Source organism: Glaesserella parasuis (genome assembly GCF_002015085.1).
In the GTDB taxonomy this organism is placed as follows: domain Bacteria; phylum Pseudomonadota; class Gammaproteobacteria; order Enterobacterales; family Pasteurellaceae; genus Glaesserella; species Glaesserella parasuis.
Window position 1 is genome coordinate 40,378 of record NZ_MUXW01000021.1, and the last position, 20,930, is coordinate 61,307.

Annotated in this window: 19 protein-coding genes and 1 pseudogene; 7 read left to right on the top strand and 13 right to left on the bottom strand. The window is 40.9% G+C overall.

The features are described 5' to 3' along the window. Nucleotides 1-125 precede the first annotated feature (125 nt). Both B0183_RS07025 and queA read left to right on the top strand, forming a co-directional pair. A complete protein-coding gene (locus B0183_RS07025; RefSeq protein ID WP_021110946.1) occupies nucleotides 126-1,190 on the top strand; it encodes an AI-2E family transporter in 1,065 nt (354 codons plus the stop codon). Between the two features lie 103 nt (nucleotides 1,191-1,293). Next, entirely contained in the window at nucleotides 1,294-2,379 is a 1,086-nt protein-coding gene (gene queA, locus B0183_RS07030) for a tRNA preQ1(34) S-adenosylmethionine ribosyltransferase-isomerase QueA (protein ID WP_078208564.1), read from the top strand. 108 nt (nucleotides 2,380-2,487) lie between these two features. Here the strand turns inward: queA and fdhE are convergent, their stop codons facing one another. From fdhE to B0183_RS07045, 3 genes are read right to left on the bottom strand one after another with little or no spacing between them, the layout of a single operon-like run. Then, entirely contained in the window at nucleotides 2,488-3,408 is a 921-nt protein-coding gene (gene fdhE, locus B0183_RS07035; protein ID WP_021110948.1) for a formate dehydrogenase accessory protein FdhE, read from the bottom strand. Nucleotides 3,409-3,449: 41 nt separating this feature from the next. After that, complete coding sequence (locus tag B0183_RS07040) at nucleotides 3,450-5,390, bottom strand: LTA synthase family protein (protein ID WP_078208565.1); 1,941 nt, start codon at nucleotides 5,388-5,390, stop codon at nucleotides 3,450-3,452. Nucleotides 5,391-5,394: 4 nt separating this feature from the next. Continuing rightward, a complete protein-coding gene (locus B0183_RS07045; protein ID WP_078208566.1) occupies nucleotides 5,395-6,183 on the bottom strand; it encodes an MOSC domain-containing protein in 789 nt (262 codons plus the stop codon). Between the two features lie 101 nt (nucleotides 6,184-6,284). On the opposite strand from B0183_RS07045, the gene xseB reads away from it, so the two are divergent. Then, the gene (gene xseB / locus B0183_RS07050) at nucleotides 6,285-6,509 is read left to right on the top strand and encodes an exodeoxyribonuclease VII small subunit (RefSeq protein WP_021110951.1); all 225 of its coding nucleotides are present in this window, start codon (nucleotides 6,285-6,287) and stop codon (nucleotides 6,507-6,509) included. Next, nucleotides 6,509-7,402 (top strand): (2E,6E)-farnesyl diphosphate synthase, encoded by an 894-nt coding sequence (gene ispA / locus B0183_RS07055; protein WP_078208567.1) that lies wholly within the window; start codon nucleotides 6,509-6,511, stop codon nucleotides 7,400-7,402. Before xseB ends, ispA begins: the two co-directional genes overlap by 1 nt. Nucleotides 7,403-7,447: 45 nt before the next feature. Here the strand turns inward: ispA and B0183_RS07060 are convergent, their stop codons facing one another. The 8 genes from B0183_RS07060 to folA all read right to left on the bottom strand — a co-directional run bounded on the left by B0183_RS07060 (nucleotide 7,448) and on the right by folA (nucleotide 17,639). Next, complete coding sequence (locus tag B0183_RS07060; RefSeq protein WP_021110953.1) at nucleotides 7,448-8,815, bottom strand: YdgA family protein; 1,368 nt, start codon at nucleotides 8,813-8,815, stop codon at nucleotides 7,448-7,450. A gap of 49 nt (nucleotides 8,816-8,864) precedes the next feature. Continuing rightward, the gene (locus B0183_RS07065; protein WP_078208568.1) at nucleotides 8,865-10,985 is read right to left on the bottom strand and encodes a 3-hydroxyacyl-CoA dehydrogenase NAD-binding domain-containing protein; all 2,121 of its coding nucleotides are present in this window, start codon (nucleotides 10,983-10,985) and stop codon (nucleotides 8,865-8,867) included. Between the two features lie 4 nt (nucleotides 10,986-10,989). Continuing rightward, on the bottom strand, nucleotides 10,990-12,294 hold the full coding sequence (locus B0183_RS07070; protein WP_021110955.1) for an acetyl-CoA C-acyltransferase: 1,305 nt from the start codon (nucleotides 12,292-12,294) through the stop codon (nucleotides 10,990-10,992). A gap of 111 nt (nucleotides 12,295-12,405) precedes the next feature. Then, nucleotides 12,406-13,107 carry a LutC/YkgG family protein gene (locus tag B0183_RS07075; RefSeq protein WP_005712337.1) on the bottom strand — a complete coding sequence of 234 codons (702 nt, stop codon included), beginning with the start codon at nucleotides 13,105-13,107 and terminating at the stop codon, nucleotides 12,406-12,408. Between the two features lie 4 nt (nucleotides 13,108-13,111). Then, nucleotides 13,112-14,518 (bottom strand): LutB/LldF family L-lactate oxidation iron-sulfur protein, encoded by a 1,407-nt coding sequence (locus tag B0183_RS07080; protein ID WP_078208569.1) that lies wholly within the window; start codon nucleotides 14,516-14,518, stop codon nucleotides 13,112-13,114. Between the two features lies 1 nt (nucleotide 14,519). Then, complete coding sequence (locus B0183_RS07085) at nucleotides 14,520-15,251, bottom strand: (Fe-S)-binding protein (RefSeq protein ID WP_042906695.1); 732 nt, start codon at nucleotides 15,249-15,251, stop codon at nucleotides 14,520-14,522. Between the two features lie 106 nt (nucleotides 15,252-15,357). Next, complete coding sequence (locus B0183_RS07090) at nucleotides 15,358-16,953, bottom strand: lactate permease LctP family transporter (protein WP_042906697.1); 1,596 nt, start codon at nucleotides 16,951-16,953, stop codon at nucleotides 15,358-15,360. 188 nt (nucleotides 16,954-17,141) lie between these two features. Beyond that, nucleotides 17,142-17,639 (bottom strand): type 3 dihydrofolate reductase, encoded by a 498-nt coding sequence (gene folA, locus B0183_RS07095; protein WP_078208571.1) that lies wholly within the window; start codon nucleotides 17,637-17,639, stop codon nucleotides 17,142-17,144. Nucleotides 17,640-17,721: 82 nt separating this feature from the next. On the opposite strand from folA, the gene proB reads away from it, so the two are divergent. From proB to nth, 3 genes are read left to right on the top strand one after another with little or no spacing between them, the layout of a single operon-like run. Beyond that, the gene (gene proB / locus B0183_RS07100; protein WP_012621865.1) at nucleotides 17,722-18,822 is read left to right on the top strand and encodes a glutamate 5-kinase; all 1,101 of its coding nucleotides are present in this window, start codon (nucleotides 17,722-17,724) and stop codon (nucleotides 18,820-18,822) included. Between the two features lie 22 nt (nucleotides 18,823-18,844). Beyond that, complete coding sequence (locus B0183_RS07105; RefSeq protein WP_078208570.1) at nucleotides 18,845-19,618, top strand: TSUP family transporter; 774 nt, start codon at nucleotides 18,845-18,847, stop codon at nucleotides 19,616-19,618. Nucleotides 19,619-19,621: 3 nt separating this feature from the next. Further along, the gene (gene nth, locus B0183_RS07110) at nucleotides 19,622-20,257 is read left to right on the top strand and encodes an endonuclease III (protein ID WP_005712327.1); all 636 of its coding nucleotides are present in this window, start codon (nucleotides 19,622-19,624) and stop codon (nucleotides 20,255-20,257) included. Nucleotides 20,258-20,285: 28 nt separating this feature from the next. Here nth and B0183_RS11950 read toward each other — a convergent pair. Next, nucleotides 20,286-20,435: pseudogene (locus tag B0183_RS11950) on the bottom strand (IS110 family transposase); the annotation flags it as partial. A gap of 60 nt (nucleotides 20,436-20,495) precedes the next feature. After that, the coding region (locus tag B0183_RS07115) for a YadA family autotransporter adhesin (protein WP_207552016.1) at nucleotides 20,496-20,930 on the bottom strand (435 nt) is incomplete at its 5' end.

Genomic DNA, 20,930 nt, shown 5'->3' on the forward strand with positions numbered 1-20,930 from the left:
TACCACAACAAAACAACATTATCTTGTTAATTGATATTTGTCAGTGATCCATAGTAGGTACATTAAACGCCCCCTTTTTTTATCATCATAACAATAAATAAACGCAAAACACGACAGGATAGATTATGTTTGAAATGTTCAAGGATTGGTATAAACAGAAATTTACTGATCCACAAATTGTCGCACTTCTTGCCATCTTAATTATTGGCTTTGGAACGATCTACTTTTTTAGTGATCTCTTAATGCCACTTTTGATTGCCATTGTTTTTGCTTATCTTTTAGAGTGGCCTATCCGCTTTTTAACGACTAAATTAAAATTTCCAAGAATGTTAAGCCTAATCCTTGTTTTAGGTGGTTTTATCTCTATTTCTGTCTTTTTATTTGTCGTTATGCTTCCAAGCCTTTGGAATCAAGCCATGACCTTTCTGAAAGATCTTCCTAGCATGTTTAATTTACTGAATGCATGGCTTGAAGCACTGCCAGAACACTATCCAGAATTGATTGACTATGCAATGCTCGACTCCCTAATGGCAACGGCAAAAACTAAAATTCTTACCTTTGGCGACTCTTTATTGTCGTTTTCATTCAACTCTCTTGTTAGCCTTGTCGGATTAGGTATTTATGCGTTTTTAGTACCATTAATGGTCTTTTTCTTACTCAAAGATAAAACGTTGTTTATGCGTTCTGCACTACGTTTTATGCCTAAAAACCGCCACCTTGCTACTCGTGTTTGGGGGGAAATGCAATTACAAATCGCCAACTATATTCGTGGGAAATTTTTAGAAATTCTCATTGTTGGCGTTGTAACTTATATTATTTTCCTTTTCTTTGATTTACGCTATCCATTGTTACTCTCAGTAGCGGTCGGTTTATCGGTATTAGTGCCTTATATTGGTGCGGTATTAGTGACAATTCCTGTTGCGTTAGTTGCACTCTTTCAATTTGGCTTATCCCCTGATTTCTACTACTTGCTACTTGCTTTTGTGATTAGCCAACTTTTAGATGGTAACCTTGTTGTGCCATTTTTATTCTCAGAAGCAGTAAATTTACACCCATTAACGATCATCGTTGCCGTAATTATTTTCGGCGGTCTTTGGGGCTTCTGGGGGGTATTTTTTGCCATTCCATTGGCAACTTTAGTCAAAGCGGTGATCAATGCCTTGCCTAATGTAGAAGAATCGCAATCTTAGGCTTGCAAGCGGTTGAATTTCACTATAAATTCACGGTTTTATTTATCTCATTATACTTATGGACGCCAAGCGTGGCGTCCCTACTATTTTTTAAGGAACTGTTGTGCGTGTAACCGATTTCCATTTTGACCTACCTGATGAACTTATCGCTCGCTATCCAACGGCTGAACGAAGTGCAAGCCGTTTACTTTATCTCAACGGTAATACAGGCGAATATCAAGATCAACAATTCAATGATTTACTTGAACATATCCATAGCGGTGACTTACTGATTTTTAATAACACCCGTGTTATCCCAGCTCGCCTTTATGGACGCAAAGCCAGTGGCGGTAAGTTAGAAGTGTTGGTGGAACGTGTATTAGACGAACATCGCTGTTTAGCTCATATCCGTTCGTCAAAAGCCCCGAAAGAGAATGCTGAAATCTTTCTAGGGGAAGATAAATTAGGAGAAGGAAATGGCTTTAAAGCGATAATGGTGGCTCGTCACGATGCGTTATTTGAGCTGAAATTTGAAGAAGCACAGCCTTTATTCGATCTGCTACAACAGGCAGGACATATACCACTACCGCCTTATATCGACCGTCCAGATGAAGATGCCGACCAAGAGCGTTACCAAACGGTGTATAGCAAAGTGTTAGGTGCAGTAGCAGCCCCAACGGCGGGCTTGCACTTTGACCATCAAACGCTACAAAAACTGCAAGAAAAAGGAGTACAAACCGCCTTTGTTACCTTACACGTCGGGGCTGGCACATTCCAACCAGTGCGAGTAGAAACCATTGAAGAACATAAAATGCACGCAGAATATGCCGAAGTATCGCAGGAAGTGGTCGATAAAATTCTTGCCACCAAAGCACAAGGCAAACGAGTGATCTGCGTTGGCACAACCTCTGTTCGCTCTATCGAAAGTGCAGCACAAGCGGCAGAAAAAGAAGGCAAATTAATCGCCCCATTCTATTCAGACACAACAATTTTTCTATACCCTGGAAAAACCTTCCGTATCGTTGATGCCCTAGTCACTAACTTCCACTTGCCAGAATCCACCCTCATTATGCTGGTTTCTGCTTTTGCGGGCTTCAAAAACTGTATGAACGCTTATCAACACGCCGTTGAAAGTCAATACCGTTTCTTTAGCTACGGCGATGCAATGTTTATTACGAAAAATGAAAATGCGTTTGGGGATGTTCCCTAAAAACGAAAACGCTTAGAAATTTACGCTACCCAACACGTTTCCTAGATTCTACTTATAGCAACTGTATTCTTACACAGTTGCTATGTAGTCAATAAATATGTATAAAAATTATTCTACTTGAAACAAAAAAGGATTAATCGCACTACGTGCCAGCCCTTTTTGCTCCATTTCAGCATCAAGGAAAAGCGTACCTAAATCATCGGCGATTGGCTCAACGTGTGGATCTTTATCTTGATACATCACTTTCAGATAACTCTCACAATCACCACAACTTTCCGCTTTCACTGCTGCGTCCATACTGTCTAAGCTCCAGTAATCGAGCTTGCCTGTCTGCTCACAATTACTACACTTCGCACGCACCATATTCCACTCGCTTTCACATAGAGAGCAGTGCAAATAACGTAAACCTTGCGTTTCCCCAAAATGAACCACACTGGCAATCGGGGCAGAGTTACACACAGGGCAAGTATGGCGTTCTTCACCGTACTCCGCTTTGGTATTGCGAGGAAGTTGCTGAGTTAATTGCACCCAATAAAGCGACAAGGCCGCCCATAAGAAAACCGCCTTGTCTGCGCCCACCTCTTTATAACGCTCATTCAACAAATGATCCGCCAGCATTTCAAGCTCAGAATTTGAGGCTTTCTCTAACCATTCCAATGTTGCCAACACAGTATCCGACGCATAAGGCTTAAACTTATCAATAAACGCCAACAGCAATTTCTGCCACTCATCTGACCGCTTAAAGGTTTTCACATCCAAAGGCTTCACTCCCTGATGAGCTTCCAAATAAGCGGTAAGTTCGCCCACTCTATTTGCAATAGGCTGATTTTCTAATAAATCAAGCTGAACCTCGACAATGTTCGCCACAAATTCCAAATAATCCCCAAAAGGATTATGTTCAGTCAATTGTCTTAAACGTTTAGCTCGGCGAGCATATAAATTTTTAGGATTGGCATACAACAACGGCGGATTGTGAAAAGAGCTTGCAGCTTGTTGAATTTCTTCTTGGGGTAAAATACGAATACTCATAATTTTTATACCTATATTTACTAAAAATTAAATATTACTTGCTATTCAACATCTTTCGGCAATTTATATAACTGATGCTTATATAAATAACTACCTAATAATGCGTGTGCAAGTGCCTCTTTTTTCATCATCTCAGATTGTTCTTTTGGGTTAAGGCGTTCATTCGCTTTATCATATTCATAACCTTGAGGAGCTTGATTTGGCTTAAGAATAATCACATCTTTGCCTTTCATCATGGCCTGCGTTTGGTCATACTGCATAAAGGCACGATTTGGATCGACATTTTGAGTTAAGTCAAAGCCAATCATCGGATAATCGCCACTAATGCCTGCAACAGATAATAATGTCGTTGGCATATCAATTTGGCTGACCAAACGATTATCGCGGCGAGGCTCGATATGTTCCCCTAAAATTAAAGCTGGAATATGGAAATGTTTGATTGGCACAAGGCTATCGCCCGCCACTCGCGAGTCGTGGTCTGCAATAACAAGGAATACCGTATCTTTCCAATAATTTGATTGTTTCGCCAATTTAAAGAAATACCCTAACGCATAATCCGCATATTTTGCCGCATTATTACGAGTCTGTTTCTCTTTATCAAACAACTCAATTTTACCGTCTGGGAACTCAAATGGATCGTGGTTACTCGAAGTAAACACTAAGCTGAAAAACGGTTTATCGCCTTTTGCTAATTCAGTAAAGATTTCGTGTGCTTTATCAAATAAATCTTCGTCACTCATACCCCAAGTTGAAACAAATTTCGGATTTTTATAATCTTTCTCATCAATGATGGTTTCAAAGCCATTTCCATAAAAATAACTCGCCATATTATCGAAATGTTTTTCACCGCCATAAATGAAAGAAGTGCTGTAGCCTTGGCGACGCAATAATTCAGCAATGGTAAAGAAACCGTTTTGGCTTTTGGTCAATTTAACTGTTGCACGAGCTGGGGTTGGTGTAAAACCTGCAGTAACAGCTTCAATACCACGCACAGAACGTGTGCCTGTTGCGTAAATATTTTCAAACAACCAACCTTCTTTAGCAAGTTGATCAAATTCAGGAGTGAGTGGCTTACCGCCCAATGTGCCGACAAACTGAGCGCCAAGGCTTTCTTCTAGCACAATAACGATATTTTTAGGCTTACCTTGATAGCTTGCCACATTCTTGGTTAATGTTGGAATAACCGTTGAAATATAATCAGAAGCGGGGCGATTACGGCTATTTTTTACAATCTCAAACATCTCTTGTTCAGACATTTTGCCATATTGCTCTGAAGATTTTTCTTCATCTTTCAGCTGTTGTACGGCATATAATACAGAATAGCCTGAATTGAGAACCAGTGAATTAACCAGTGGATCGCTTGAAAATGCCACCATTGCAGAATTAATGCCACGATGTCCCAATGATGATCTTGCCCCAGCAAATGCCACTGCAATAATCAACAATGCCATTACAGGACGCAGTTTCCAGCTAGGTAAACGCAGATGTTGAACAGCCCAGCCAGACAGTTTCCAATAAATAATGCCTGCGACTGTGGTTGCAACCAAACTGCTAATCACCGCAGTCAAATGTCCATTGGCTAACATTGTAAATACTTCTTTTGGATAAAGTAGATACTCAATAAATAGGCGATTTGGGCGGAAATCATAGGTTTCAATAAACGCAGGAGTTGCGACTTCCATAAAGAGAACAAACACACTGCTTATCGTGAGCCAAACGCGTAAAATGCCTTTCCAAAGTGTGCCTAACCCATTGTTATGCACCAATAACACCGTAAATAATGCTGGTACACCAAAGAGATAACAAATGGACACAATATCCATTCGCAAGCCTTGTAGGAAAAGAGGAAACCAGCCCTCAACCGCAGAAACACGATCTGCTTGCCACAGAGATAATCCAAGGCGTGACAGGCTGAAAATCATTAAATTTAATCCGATAAAGAAAAAAATCGGAAACAAAATAAAGCGGGTATTTTTTTGCATAAAATTACTCTGAAATTGTAATGTAATCCCCAACTCGAATAACACCGCTTGTTTGTGGCACTAAATGCACCCCAAAAATTGGCTTACCTTTCTCATTGGTGTGGTGTTGTTTTAAGGTCCGAAAAGGTTCTGCATTCGGATCCAATTCAAGGGTCTGTGGATCTCGGGTGATTAAAATACAGCGTGTGCAAGGTTGAGCTACCTCAAATTCTACTGTGCCAATTTTCACCTGCTTCCACCTTTCTTCTTCAAAGGCTTGAATACCATCTATGACAACATTTGCTCGAAACTGTTCCATCGAAACAGGTACTGGCGACCATTGTTGTAGTTGTTTTAAGGATTGTTCAGACACCAATAAAAGTGGATTACTGTCTGCAAAACTTAACGGTTGAGGTTCAAAATGTTTTACCATTCGTTGTGACTGTTCGCCTAGCCAACGTAGCTGAACTTCACGCCCAAATTTTTGGCTTAACCATTGATTTACCGCGTTGTTCGCCACCCAAGATGGAAAATGACTTCCCCAAACTTCGCTAGATCGCTGTTGAGTAAAATCGTTATACAGTGCCACACATCGCTCGCCACAATCAGATTGAATGACAATTCCCGTTGAAATGGGAAATGCAGCTAAACGATATAACATCTGTTCTTTGCGAGCCGTGATAAAAGTTCCATCTACTTCGGTAATCATAAATTCACGGTCAAAATTCAGCCCTTGTGGCAAAACAAAAGCCTGCTCTACCCGATACGCCTGAGTAGATTTAATCGGATAAAGACAAATTTGTGTGACTTGCATAAGTTCCCCTCTAAATTTAGGCGATAAACAATAGCAGAAAATCATCTACTTTTATATCGTTCTCAAGTAAAATATCGGGATTATTTGAAAAGGAATAGACTATGGCAAAGAAACCTACCCTAGATTTTGAAACCACACTCAAAGAGCTTGAGGAAATCGTCAATCGTCTTGAAACCGGCGATCTTCCTTTAGAAGAAGCCTTAAATGAGTTTGAAACCGCAGTAAAATTGGTGCAACAAGGGCAAGAACGCTTACAAAAAGCGGAACAACGTATCCAAATTTTGCTACAAAAAGATGAACATTCAGATCTTACGGATTATCCATAATGAATTACGACCTTTTCGCTGAATTAAGCCAATATCAACAACGTATCAACTATTTTTTAAGCGAGCAACTTTCGCAATATCCAGCCTACAACACACCGCTTGTTGAAGCGATGTCTTATGCTGTTTTGCTTGGTGGCAAACGAGTTCGCCCTTTCTTAATTTATGCTACAGGGAAAATGCTAGGCGTGCCACTTGCTCAACTTGACCATTCAGCAGGGGCAATGGAAGCCATTCACGCCTATTCATTGGTTCACGATGATTTACCTGCAATGGATAATGATACCCTTCGTCGAGGCAAGCCAACTTGCCATATTGCTTTTGATGAAGCAACAGCTATTTTGGCTGGCGATGCACTACAAAGCTTTGCCTTTGAATTACTGGCATTTGACCCAAGTCTAACCGCAGAGCAGAAGGTGGCACAAATGCAATGGCTTGCAAAATCCGCTGGGGCAAAAGGTATGTGTTTGGGGCAAAGTTTAGATTTACAATCTGAGCATAAAGCCATTGCCCTTGATGAACTTGAACGTATTCATCGTAATAAAACTGGGGCGTTGATCCTTGCCTCTGTAATGATGGGATTTAATCTATCCGCTTACGCCCAAGATCATCAGATTAAACAACAGCTTGTACAATATGCTGAAGCAATCGGGCTGGCTTTCCAAGTACAAGACGATATTCTTGATGTGATTGGTCATAGTGAAATCATTGGTAAAACCGCAGGTTCAGATCAAGCGTTGGATAAAAGCACTTATCCAAAACTGCTGGGGTTAGAGGGGGCGAAACAAAAAGCTGAGAGCCTCTACCAGACAGCCCTAAAAGCACTAGAAACCTTGCCTTTTGATACTACGGCTCTTGCTGCTTTGGCTGAGTTTATTGTGAAACGTGAAAATTAACCCCTGTTTACAGGCATAAGAGTAGTACTTATGCCTATTTACTTATCAATGATTTAACCCAAGCATTATCATAAACAATGCCCCTTGCACTGCAGCTTCAGGAACATCTCTGCCATTCAAATTGACTTTTCCCTGATCAATGGACAATTTCATTTTCAGGCTATCTTTATCCGAAGTAGCTAATGAGCTGGCTTGAGCTTGATATGCAAACTCACTGATCGTTTGTTTTGCTTTCTGTTCAGCTTCTTCTTTCGGTAAGCCTTCCTGTTGATTTAGCTGTGTCACTAATACTTCTAACGAAGGTAACTTGAATTGAGTTTCTAACACTGACGCTTTAAATATTTTTAGAACATCTTCCATTCCTTTGAATTGACTTGGATCGAATTTATCTAAATTTAAATTCAAAGACAGACTATTTTTTCCTTTTTCGTTCTCTAAGCTAAGCTCTTTAATTTGTAATTTCGGCGATTTAGTAAAAGCCGATAGTACCACATCACCAGCTTCCGCAGACTCTAATTTTTCTAGGGAAGAAGCATAATGCATTAATTCATTAGCACTCTCTGCGTCAAGCTCCATCGAACTATCAACGTTGAGCTTACCTAAGTTAAGTTTATTTTGAGCTATCAACTCTCCAGTAAGGCTCCCCGTTGAAGTCCAGCGATCCTTTTCTAAAGTATTTTTACCCTGACTGGAAAGATTTGTGAAAGCAAAAGGTGCTTTTCCATCAAACGAGTAACGAACCATTTTAGAAATGAACTCATAATTGCCTAAACTAAGCTCAGGGTATTTTTCATTTGAGGTAAAATCAGCTTTGTAAAGGGTATCTTGGATTTCTATCCTAGTATTTGCTTGATCTTGATATTGATAGGACGGAATTTGGCTACTGAATTTTCCTGATTTTTGTGCTGGATTGTACTCGAACTCAATCTGGGTCTTTGCCAGCTCCCAAGTTTCGCCTTTGAAAGGATTGAGGCTAAACTCACCGCTTAAATTACCTGCATAGCTAATATCCGTTTGCCCTTCGGTAAATGGGGTCTGTAGATTGAATTTTTCAGGTAAATGAAGTTTGCTCTCAACGCTCATCATTGCAGGCATTAAGTTTACTTGGCTAAGGCGATTTAACGGTAGTGGGCCGTGAAAGAGTTTATCATTGCCTTGTAGCTGATAACGCTCATCAACCGTTCCTACCTCTAAGATATATTTCACATCAGAACTGAAAAAATGGCGTTCAAATTTAACATCTTTAATTTCTGCATCTATGCCATAGATCTTCAATGATTTAAGGCTTTGATTACCTTGTTGCACCAATTGTTGATAGTGTTGTTCTGCTTGTAGTCCAGTGTACCAACTGCCCCCAACGACAGCAACGCCAAGAATGCCAGCAAGGGCAAGGGTAATTTTAGTTAATTTCATCGTTGTTCCTCTTTATTATCTCTCAAGTAAAGTGATAGAAAGCCTTTGGTTATGCCTTTTCCGCTCTTTCTACTAACCACTCACAAGGCGTAAAACGCTCGCCATATTGTTGCGTATGCTTGCGTAACTGGCGAACAAGCTCTTTTGCCCCAATCTTGTTAATATAGGCATACACACCGCCTCGGAAATCAGGGAAATCCACCCCAAATACAGAAGCAACGTTACCTTCATCAGTTGAACGAATAACTTGATCTCGTAAACACCAACAGGCTTCATTTAACATTCTCAATACACAACGACGGGCAATGTCTTCAGCTTCCATATCGTTTCGCATAATAGTTTCCATCGTGTGATAAATGCTTTTATCCTCTTGAGTGCGTGCCCCTCTTGTGTCGTAGAGATAGAAGCCTCGTTTATTTTTACGTCCTTTACGATCATCTCCCGTCAAACGCTCAATAACCGTCGGTAAAGCGAAACGTTTACCCAATTCGCTCACCATTGCAGGATTAGATTTAACAATAATATCCAAGCCAATTTCATCGATCATTGCAAGCGGTCCGATCTTAAAGCCAAATTCCTGTAAGGCACGATCGATAAATTCGATCCCTTCCCCTTCGGATAAACACTCAATGGCTTCAAGCAAGAATGGCGTAAGAATACGGTTAATAAAGAACCCTTCTTTATCTGCGACAAGCATCGGAATTTTTCCTTGCTGGATCGCAAAATGAATTGCCGTTGAAACCGCTCGCTGACAAGTTTTTTCGTGCGGAATAATCTCCACCATCAGACGTTTAGTCACAGGGCTAAAATAGTGCAAACCGATTACATTTTCAGGGCGTTTGGCGACAAAAGCAATGTCACGGATTGCAAAGGTTGAGGTATTTGTGGCAAAAATCGCATTTTCATCGTAATAATTTTCGCTCTCTTGCACCATTTGCTGTTTGAGTTCTAATTTCTCATAAACCGCTTCAACGATAAAATCTGTCGATTTCGCCGCAACTAAGCGTTCACCGCCCGTAATTAAATTCATTCGTTGGATCATTTCACCGTGACTAAGCTGTTTCTTACTCACTGCTTTTTGCATTAAGCCATAACAAGTCTGCAACGCTTTTTGAATTTCTGACGGGTGAATATCCTTAATTCTGACAGGAATTTGAGCATTATTTGCCGTCAAGTAAGCAATACCTGCCCCCATATAGCCACTGCCCAACACCGTTACTTGTTGCACATCTCGCACCTGAGCCAAGTGCTGATATTGCTCTTTCATTGCTCGTTCAGTCTGCTTCAAATTCATTAATACCTGAGCTTGCTCCGTGTGCATTAACTTCACCAACGCATTTTGCTCTAAAGCTAACCCAGCTTTAAAATGTGGCTCTTTTAACAATGCCAACATTTCCTCAACTGCAGGATAGTTGCCAAAAGCCTTATCCCACACTCGATTTTCAATATGAGCCAAGTATTTTTCACGGATAAACTTATTGCCCTCAAGCTGTTTACGCCATTTTTTAACCTTATCAAGCGGATTTTTATGGTCAATTTTTTGCACTTTATGATTAAGCAACAACTGATATGCCGTTTCAAATAGATTGCTAGCAGGAATAAGTTTATCCACCAAACCAATTTTTAACGCTTTTTCCACCCCAATTTTCTGCCCAGATAAAAGCATTGTGACTGCATTTTGCAAGCCGACTAAACGAGGCAAACGCTGTGTCCCCCCAGCAAAAGGCAAAATCCTCGAACGAATTTGTGGCATTGCAAATTTGGTATAACTTTCCTCGCTGGCAATACGATAATCACACGCCAACGCCAGCTCTAGCCCCACGCCATAACAGCCACCATCAATCACTGCAACCACAGGCATTTTGAGCGTATTAATTTCACGCATTACTAACTGAGCATTATGAGATAAGGTTTTCAACTGCTCATCATTTTTACCACACAAATAATCAGGATCATACCCCTGAATAAAACCTTTCGTTTTACCCGAAACAAAAATCACGCCTCGAGCCTGTTGATAAATCACAGAACCCATCACATCGCGTAAATCTTCGATAAACGGCTCAGGCAACCAGTTTTGCGATTTACCTTTTACATCAATACGAACAATGGCAATTCGATTATCATCAATCTCAACGTGAAAAGGTGAGATATATTGTGCTTGTGTTGTCATACTGTTACTCGCTTTCCAAAATCATTGCAGAACCTAATCCACCTAATCCACTTGAGGCAATCAACGACAATCCACCTCCCTTACGTTTCAACGCTTTCAACGATTGAATTAAAATGCGTAAACTGGTCGCCGCACGAGGATTACCAAAAGCAATAGAACCGCCCAAATGGTTCAACTTCTCAGGATCAATTTCCCCAATACAAGCGGAACGATTAAGCTGTTTTTTAGCAAAATCATCTGAAGTAAACAGCTTCATATTCACCAGCATCTGGCTGGCAGAGGTTTCGTGAATATCAATAAAATCCAAATCAGACAAGGTCACATTTGCACGCTCAAGGGCAAGATAGCTTGCCACCGTTGCCCCCATAAACATATTTTGCCAAATATCATTGCCTGTAATGGCGTAGCTACGAATATAACCTAATGGGTCTAAGCCTAATTCTTTCGCTTTTTGCTCTCTCATCAGTAACACCGCCGCCGCTCCATCTACAGGTCGTGGCATATTTGCTTCTGTGACTGTTGCATAGCTCTTATTCATTAACGGCGAAAATTTTTCATAGTAAGCCGCTTTAGAGGCCGAAGAAATCAAACTATCAGACACCACAAAATCAGTATAAGGACGAGGGAATGAAGGCATCACTTCATCTTTTAACAACCCTAATTTCCACGCATTTTGTGCTTTAATGTGAGAATTTAACGCATATTCGTCCTGAGCTTCACGGCTAATGTGGAATTGCTGTGCCATCTGCTCAGAAATTTCCGCTACAGACATTTGGGTCATATAATCTTTGAGATTAACTCCGTGAGGTTTAAGCTCTTTCCACGAAAATTCACGGAACAAACGATACTTATCATCTAAGGTTGGTGCATTAAAAATCGCCTTGAGCTTGTGAATAACACGAGGACTGATACTAAAAGGCGCATTAGAAATCGAATCCGCTCCCCCTGCAATCCCTGCAGAAATCGAACCGCTAATAATACTTCCAGCCACATTTACTAACGCCTGTAACCCAGACAAACAAGAGCTACTCAAAGTATAAGCCTGCACATAAGGCATATTTAACGCCAACGCAATTTCACGAGAAGGGTTAGGAATATCAGGCTGTTGAATAACTTGCCCGAAAACAAGCTGTTCAATATGTTGATGACCAACGGCAGCACGACTAAGTAGCTCGTTTGTTACCATTGTACCTAAATCTGTTGCATAGGAAGATTTAAATCCTGTATCACGATGAACAAAAGGTGTGCGTAATCCAGCAACAATCGCCACTCGCTCACCTTGTGCCGTTAAGAGATTTTGTTTAGCCATTTTATAGATAATTCAAGATAGAAATGATGCGGATTTTATCACGCTTTATCTAGAATAAAAAATGGCTCAATCACATTTGATTGAACCATTCCATTCGCAGTAACAATTTATTTATAGATCATCAATGACCACATAAACCTTATTCACAGGTCCGTGTACGCCGACAACTTTGATTAACTCAATATCTGCCGTAGCACTTGGCCCTGAAATAATGTTTACGCAAGATGGCATTCTTTCGCCTTGTTGGGCCTTGTCGTGTAGGATTTTAGCTAACTGTGCCACACGGGGTAACACGGTGCTGGCACGCAAGACGACAATGGATTTTTCAGGTAACAGGCTGACTGAACGTCCAAATTCTTTATCTGAAAACAGTACAATACCGCCAGATTCCGTTAAGCCGTATTCGCCGTAAACCACGCCGATATTGGCTTTTTCCGCTTTGTCGATATTCACACTACCATCTGCATTGTGATCCCAAACATAGCTGTCGTATTTAGCTTGCAATGCTGGCGTAATGCCTAAATCAACTAAACGGCTGTCGTTATTAATAATCACCGAGCCACCGCCATATTTATCACAAAGTGCGGTCACTTCTGCGATCAGATTTTCTTCTTTCACCACCGCTACATCAGTCATCATCACTTTAGCAAAGCTAACAAATTCCTCGACTAATTGAGCTTGAGTGCGATCTGTTAAGCGTGTCGTTGGATAATCATTGACTAATTTCGGCATTGGTTCAGGCACGAGCTGACGTGGTCTGCCCATTCTTTCCGCCAGTTTATTTAGAAAATTTTCACGGTTTTGTAAATCCATTCTCTTATCCTCTATTGTTGAACCATTCACGGAAACTTTCGCCTTCAGCTGACGGTAAATCACGGGCTTTTGTCCATTCTGCAAGTGCGCCTACTTGAATTGGTGCTTTGCCGTTTTTGATGAATTTACCTGCCACTTTTGCCCCGATATTCACCCCGACTTTCCATAAAGTTGGATGCGAGTTAGCAAAGTTGAAACCGAAAATCGATAAACGCTCTGCTGCTGGAGTCATACCATTTTGAGCGATATGTTCACGGTGTTTTAAGATCAGTTGTGCCAGTGGAATTTTCACTGGGCAAACGGAGTTACAAGCGGTACAAAGCGAACAAGCATAAGGCAGTTCTTTAAATTCTTCATAGCCACCGAGTAATGGCGAGATCACCGATCCGATTGGTCCTGGATAGATCGAGCCGTAGCCGTGTCCGCCGATTTGACGATACGCAGGACAAGTGCTCAAACACGCACCGCAACGGATACAACGTAAAACTTCTTTAAATTCGCTTTCAAGGATTTTTGAACGTCCGTTATCCACGATAACTAAGTGGAACTCTTCCGGTCCGTCCGTTTCGCCTTCAAGACGTGGTCCTGTTAGCCAAGTGTTATAGGCAGTGAGTTTTGCACCAACCGCACTTCTCGCTAGCATTGTGATTAACACATCAACTTCTTGGAAGGTTGGGGCTAAACGTTCCATACCCATTACGGCGATATGGGTTTTCGGCACCGTTGTTGCTAAACGCAAGTTACCTTCGTTAGTGACTAAACAGACAGAGCCTGTTTCCGCTACGGCAAAGTTACAACCGCTAATGCCGATGTCTGCCTCAAGGAAATCTTTGCGGATCACTTGACGCACAAAGGCGGTCATTTCTTCTGGCGTTTCTGAGCCGTTATAGCCGAGTTGTTCGTGTAACTCTTGACGGATTTTATAGCGATCTTTGTGAATTGCAGGTACAACGATGTGAGATGGCTTATCGCCAACGATTTGCAGTAAATATTCGCCTAAGTCCGTTTCAACCACTTTAATGCCCTCGTTTTCAAGGACATCGTTTAATCCGATCTCTTCCGTCACCATTGATTTGGATTTAACAATCTTCTTAGCATTTTTTTCTAAGGCGATTTGACGGATATAAGCGGTCGCTTCTTCGGCAGTTTCTGCAAAAAAGACTTTACCGCCGTTTTGTTGCACTTTTTCGCTTAATTGGTAGAGATAAGCATCTAAATTGGCAAGAACGTGGTTACGGATCTGTTTTGCCGCATCACGCCACTCTTCCCAGTGACCAAGTTCGTCCACCATTCTTTGACGGTTCGCCCCGATAGTTTCTTGGGCTTTCACTACCGCTTTACGCATCATTGCGTTGTGGATTTGATCGTCCACTCGTTTTTTAAAGGCAATATTGCTAGTTTTTAATGACATCTTATTTGCCCTCCTGCATTAATACTTCGGCAATGTGCATTACCTTAATATTTTTCCCTTCACGGCTTAAACGTCCGCCGATGTTCATTAAACAGCTCACATCTGCCCCGATCAAATACTCTGGCTCAACATCGGCAATATGCTCTACTTTTTCTTTAACCATTTCGCCTGAAATTTCCGCCATTTTGACCGAGAAAGTGCCGCCGAAACCGCAACAGGTTTGTTGATTTTGAATTGGTAACAGCTCTAAGCCTTTGACGTTTTGTAATAAGGTGATTGGTTCATTCACAATGCCTAATTTACGAGATAGACTGCAAGATGGGTGATAAACAGCTTTGCCCGTTAAGGTTGCACCAACATTGGTAACACCCAGTTTATTGACGATAAAATCCGTTAAATCATAAAAACGGTCAGCGACTTTTTTCGCACGAGCCGCCCATTCTGGTTCGCCAAAGCGTTCAAAATGGTCAGGATAGGTTTTAATTGCATAAACACAAGAACCTGCAGGGGCAACAATTGGATAATCATTGACTTCAAAAGTTTCCACTAACTTTTTCATTCCCTCAAGGGCTTGTTTTGTATAACCACTGTTAATTGCAGGCTGTCCACAACATCCTTGTTTTTCAAGGAAAGTGATTTTACAACCCAGTTTTTCTAACAATAGCACGCTATTTTTGGCAACGCCTGCTTTGATGATATCGGCAATACAGGTGACGTAAAAATTCACGTTCATAAAAACTCCAACAAATAAAAATAGTAAAAAAGCTAAAAAACAAGCGGTTGGATTTTATTGGCTAAAACACACCGCTTGTTTCTTCATAAATTTAACTTACCGATAATTATACATTGTAGAACAACGGCACAATAAAGAGTGCTGAAAGTGCGGTAATTACTCCGTAAACAAACATTGGCATAACCGTATGCTTGATAATTTCACCTTCTTTATTATTGATGTTCAATACCGAACATACTGCTACGATGTTGTTGATACACACCATATTACCCATCGCACCGCCCACAGATTGTGCAGCAAGAATTAGGCTCACAGATAATCCTGTTTCCATTGCTGTTGAAAGCTGTACGCTACCAAAGGTTAAGTTCGATACGGTATTTGAACCTGAGAAGAACGCCCCCACAGCACCTAAATAAGAGGCAAAGATAGTCCAGTATTCCCCTGTTGCTTGTGCGAAACTTTGACCGATGATTTTCACCATTGAACCATCACCGCCTACAAGCATTAAGTTTACCATTATTAACGCACCCACAAGCGCAAAGAATGGGTTTTTCGTTTGTTTTAAGCTTGTTGCGAAGATCTCTTTGGTATTTTTCGCTGATACGGCAAATACAGGGATTGCAATTAATACGGTAATCACAAACGGGATTAATGCTGGCACATAAAGCAATTTGTAGTTTGAGCTAATTGTTGTGCCGAAAATTTCTTTTAAGCTGAAAATTAACCCGTGGCTAATATCGAATACACCAAGCGAACCTAATTTTACGCTGAACCAAGAAGTTGCATCGTTCATCATTGCTTTTAATGGTAACTGTTTAATACGAGTTACAATTAAGATCACAATTAATAAACCTGTTGGGAATAAAGCTTTCACTACTTGTGCAGTGGTTACGGCATTGCTATCAACGGTATTATCCACTTTCGCTAAACCGATACCTTTGTTTGCCACTAAAACAGAGATCACCATACCGATTGCACCGCCCACTAATGACGGGAACTCGTAGTTTAATTGAGCAATTAGGAAATAAGGGATCACACAAGCAAAAATACTGATGTAGATAAACACGATATTTTTACGAATTTCAGACCAGCTCACGATTAAACGCAATGCCATTACTGGAATGATAAATGCGGCAATAGAGTGAATAAATGCAGTGATAGAACCGATTTCTAAAATTTGCTCTTCACCTAATTGTAACGCTCCCATACCAAACCAAGTCGGCGTACCCACCGCACCAAATGAAACTGGTACGGAGTTCATCACTAATGCCAACATTGCCACTTTAAGCGGGTGGAAACCGATACCGACTAAAATCGGTGCTGCAATCGCCGCAGGTGTACCGAAACCACTCGCTCCTTCAATCATAAAGGCAAATGCCCAACCGATGATCATTAACTGAGCCACAGGGTTTGGGTTGATATTCGATAACCATTTACGCAACACATCGGTTGCACCGGATACTTCTGAAAAACGGTTGAAAAGCACTGCACCGAAAATGACGGTAATCGGTGTTTGTACCGCAATCAAGGCAGAAGCAATATTCGCACTGACCGTTTGAATATCGGTGCCGAAATAGATTAGCTGGATAATTAACACCACTACCGCAATCCATGGTAAAGCGACATAGGAAGGTAATGCGTTGCGTTTTACCATTAAATAAATCAGTAAAACGATAGGAAAAATACTGAGAAACAGAGCCATAAAATACCTCAAAAAAGAAAACACCATAAAGGTCCATATTGAGGCTCGTATTCTAGTGAAAATTTGTAAACAAAAAAGCAAAATGTTATTAAATTGTGAAATTAATCACATAAATCCTCATCGTTTGCTCAAAATAAAATCACAATTATTTTACAAACAATTAAGAGAGATTATTTTTTAATCACTTATCAATCATTTTTTAACTTATCCAAAATCATAAACCGACAACGGTAACTATTTTGCTCATCTATTTCAGACCACTTCTCTGCAAGCTGTTGCCACTGAGTTTCATCAAACTCAAAAAAAGTATCGCCCTCTATATTGGCTTGAATTTCAGTAAGATAAAGTTTATCGGCAAAAGGCATTGCTTGTTTGAATAACTCACCACCGCCGATAATCATTATTTCATCGCTATTAGCAAAATTTTTGGCTAATTCCACCGCTTGTTCAAGGCTTATTGCAGAATAAGCTCCATCAATAGCAAAACCAGAGCGAGAAAGAATAATATTCGGGCGTTTCGGCAACAGCCTACCGATAGATTCATAGGTTTTTCGCCCCATAATCACAGGTTTACCCAAAGTATTTTCCCTAAACCACGCCAAATCCACAGGCAAATGCCACGGCATTGCATTGTCTTTTCCGATCACTTTATTTAAAGTTCGAGCTACGATTACGCTAATTTTCATTCTATTCCCGATTACATTTTGAAATAAGCCCCATTTTAGCAGATAATAGCGGTCACTTTCTTTTCTTTTTTTACACATCATTATGGCAAAAACAATCGTAGTAAAACTAGGCACTAGCACCCTAACCCACGGCACTAAAAGTCTAAGCCGTCCACATATGCTAGAAATCGTAAAACAAGTTGCTCAACTACACGAACAAGGACATCGCATTATTATTGTAACCTCTGGGGCGGTTGCCGCTGGGCGTGATTACTTAGGGCATCGTGAATTGCCAAAAACGTTGGCAACCAAACAGCTTCTAGCCGCAGTCGGACAAAGCCAGCTTATTCAAGTGTGGGAAAGCCTCTTTTCCATTTATAACATCAAAATCGGGCAAATGCTTTTAACCCGTGCAGATATTGAAAATAAAGATCACTTTTTAAATGCAAGAGATACGCTCACCGCCTTGCTCGATCAACAAATTATCCCGATTATCAATGAAAATGATGCAGTGGCAACGGCAGAGTTTCGTATCGGCGATAACGATAATTTATCGGCACTCGTAGCAATTTTATCTCAAGCAGAGTTATTGATTTTGCTCACCGATCAAGAAGGGTTATACGACAGTGATCCACGTTCAAACCCAAATGCCAAACGCATTCCTGTTGTTGAAAAAATCACCCCTGAAATTCGCCAAATGGCAGGGGGAAGTGGTACAACCTTAGGCACAGGCGGTATGAGTACCAAAATCACCGCTGCCGATATTGCCACCCGTTCTGGCGTTGAAACAGCGATTGCTTCTGGCGAACGTCCTAATGTGATTTTTGAAGTGGCACAAGGAACGGAAATTGGCACACGCTTCTTAGCTCAACACGACAAAATCGAAGGACGCAAACAGTGGCTCTTTGGTGCGCCGCCTGCTGGCACAATTTATATCGATCAAGGGGCAGAAAACGCATTAGTAGAACAGCATAAATCGCTCTTACCTACTGGTATTGCCAAAATCGAAGGGCAATTTGCGCGTGGTGAAGTGGCAAAAATTTGTAACCTTAACGGCAAAGTGCTTGCCCTTGGCATTAGTCGTTATAACAGTGATGCTCTAGCATTAATCAAAGGCAAAAAATCTAGCGAGATTGAAACCATTTTGGGCTATGAGTTTGGTTCAGTAGTATTCCACCGAGATGAAATGGTGGTGCATTATTAATTAATAGATCGTAGGGGGAAATATGGAACTTGGACTTGATGTTGCGATTATCTTATTTGTTGCGGCTTTCGTGGCTGGTTTTATTGATGCCATTGCTGGCGGTGGTGGTTTGATTACTATTCCAGCGTTATTAGCGGTCGGTTTTCCCCCTGCGGTTGCGTTAGGCACGAATAAATTACAGGCTTGTGGCGGCTCGTTTTCCGCTTCGCTCTATTTTGTGCGTAAAAAAGCGGTCGATTTGAAGCAGATTTGGTTGCTTATTTTGCTGACCTTTATCGGCGGTTCAATCGGGACTATTTTAGTGCAGATGATAGATGTCAATGCATTAAAAGTTGCCCTCCCCTTTCTGATCTTAATTATTGGCTGTTATTTTCTCTTTAGTCCAAGCCTAGGCGATGAACAACGTCGCCAAAGAATGAGCTTTCCGATGTTCGCTTGCACGGCGGCAATGGGAATAGGCTTTTATGATGGGCTATTCGGGCCTGCTACAGGCTCTTTCTTTACGCTCGCTTTTGTGTTATTACTTGGTTTTAACCTGACCCAAAGCGTTGCTCACGCCAAAGTGTTAAATTTTACCTCTAACCTTGCTTCGCTGATTTTCTTCATCATTGGCGGTGCGATTTTATGGAAAATCGGTTTTCTAATGATGATTGGACAATTTATCGGGGCTTCATTGGGGGCGAGAATGGTTGTCACCAAAGGAAAACAGATTATTAGCCCGTTGATTGTTATGATGTCGTTTATTATGGTGGTAAAAATGTTGTGGGATCAGAGCTATTTTGCTTTTATAGGATAATGAATGAACAAAGAAAAACGTATTGAAATTTTAACCCGTTTACGCAATGAGAACCCTCACCCAACCACAGAACTCAATTATTCCAACCCTTTTGAATTATTGATTGCGGTGATTTTATCTGCTCAAGCAACGGATGTGGGGGTCAATAAAGCCACGGCAAAACTTTATCCTGTGGCAAATACGCCCCAAGCGATTTTAGATTTAGGGCTTGATGGGCTAAAAGAGTATATTAAAACCATTGGGCTTTATAACAGCAAGGCGGAAAACATTATTAAAACTTGCCGTGATTTAATTGAAAAACATAATGGCGAAGTACCTCAAACCCGTGAAGAATTAGAAGCCCTTGCAGGTGTAGGACGTAAAACGGCAAATGTGGTGCTAAATACCGCATTCGGTCAGCCGACTATTGCCGTTGATACGCATATATTCCGTGTTTCTAACCGTACTAATTTTGCCCCAGGGAAAGATGTGGTTAAGGTGGAAGAAAAATTGTTGAAAGTCGTGCCTGATGAATTTAAGGTTGATGTTCATCATTGGTTGATTTTACACGGTCGCTATACTTGTATTGCTCGCAAGCCTCGCTGTGGCTCTTGTATTATTGAAGATTTGTGTGAGTATAAAGAGAAGACGGAGATTTAATCGGTATAATGCAGCAGTTGCATAAAAGTCAATTCATAATGGTGAGCAGTTTACGCATACACGCCATAATAGCGACTTTCTTCGCTTTGCCTTTTGCAACCAATCGGGTGTAAAAGGCTTTAAAAACAGGTTCAAAGCGAATTGCCGATAGTGCTGCCATATATAAGGCATTGCAAACAATGCCATTGTTAAAATAACAATGGCATTGAGCATGAAATTCTAATTTATAGGTGCTAGATTACCACACAAAACTTACCCCTCCTCCAATCATAGTATCCCGCTGAGTATTACTGCTAACAGACGCTCGAATAAGCCATTTGCCATTATCAGAAATTCTTGAGTAGCCAATTGCATAAGCTGCTTGTCCACGATATTGTGCATTAGAAACAGAAATAGCACTTTTACCTGGTAAAGAAATTTGTGGCAAATTAGCCATCGCTACAGCAGAAGCAATACCCGCTCTTGCATTAACATCAACACGACCAATATCTCTTGATAATTGATTAAATCCTGTATTCACAGAAGAAACCACTTTGTTGAGCTGACGAACATTCACAATATCGCCCTCAGCACTACCATCTCCAACGTTGGTAATTCTGGCGCCATTCATATTTACAACTGGATTTCCTTGCTTATCTTTACCTAAAGATACTTTCGTATCGCCATTACTAAT

Excerpts from the sequence above, each read along its gene's own strand:
- B0183_RS07075 (WP_005712337.1), bottom strand. The coding sequence starts at position 13,107 with ATGGATTTACAAAACCGTGAAAATTTTCTAAATAAACTGGCGGAAAGA.
- fdhE (WP_021110948.1), bottom strand. The coding sequence starts at position 3,408 with ATGAGTATTCGTATTTTACCCCAAGAAGAAATTCAACAAGCTGCAAGC.
- B0183_RS07085 (WP_042906695.1), bottom strand. The coding sequence starts at position 15,251 with ATGAACGTGAATTTTTACGTCACCTGTATTGCCGATATCATCAAAGCA.
- B0183_RS07090 (WP_042906697.1), bottom strand. The coding sequence starts at position 16,953 with ATGGCTCTGTTTCTCAGTATTTTTCCTATCGTTTTACTGATTTATTTA.
- B0183_RS07025 (WP_021110946.1), top strand. The coding sequence starts at position 126 with ATGTTTGAAATGTTCAAGGATTGGTATAAACAGAAATTTACTGATCCA.
- B0183_RS07080 (WP_078208569.1), bottom strand. The coding sequence starts at position 14,518 with ATGTCATTAAAAACTAGCAATATTGCCTTTAAAAAACGAGTGGACGAT.
- B0183_RS07040 (WP_078208565.1), bottom strand. The coding sequence starts at position 5,390 with ATGCAAAAAAATACCCGCTTTATTTTGTTTCCGATTTTTTTCTTTATC.
- B0183_RS07060 (WP_021110953.1), bottom strand. The coding sequence starts at position 8,815 with ATGAAATTAACTAAAATTACCCTTGCCCTTGCTGGCATTCTTGGCGTT.
- nth (WP_005712327.1), top strand. The coding sequence starts at position 19,622 with ATGAACAAAGAAAAACGTATTGAAATTTTAACCCGTTTACGCAATGAG.
- B0183_RS07065 (WP_078208568.1), bottom strand. The coding sequence starts at position 10,985 with ATGACAACACAAGCACAATATATCTCACCTTTTCACGTTGAGATTGAT.
- B0183_RS07070 (WP_021110955.1), bottom strand. The coding sequence starts at position 12,294 with ATGGCTAAACAAAATCTCTTAACGGCACAAGGTGAGCGAGTGGCGATT.
- B0183_RS07045 (WP_078208566.1), bottom strand. The coding sequence starts at position 6,183 with ATGCAAGTCACACAAATTTGTCTTTATCCGATTAAATCTACTCAGGCG.
- B0183_RS07105 (WP_078208570.1), top strand. The coding sequence starts at position 18,845 with ATGGAACTTGGACTTGATGTTGCGATTATCTTATTTGTTGCGGCTTTC.
- proB (WP_012621865.1), top strand. The coding sequence starts at position 17,722 with ATGGCAAAAACAATCGTAGTAAAACTAGGCACTAGCACCCTAACCCAC.
- xseB (WP_021110951.1), top strand. The coding sequence starts at position 6,285 with ATGGCAAAGAAACCTACCCTAGATTTTGAAACCACACTCAAAGAGCTT.
- ispA (WP_078208567.1), top strand. The coding sequence starts at position 6,509 with ATGAATTACGACCTTTTCGCTGAATTAAGCCAATATCAACAACGTATC.
- folA (WP_078208571.1), bottom strand. The coding sequence starts at position 17,639 with ATGAAAATTAGCGTAATCGTAGCTCGAACTTTAAATAAAGTGATCGGA.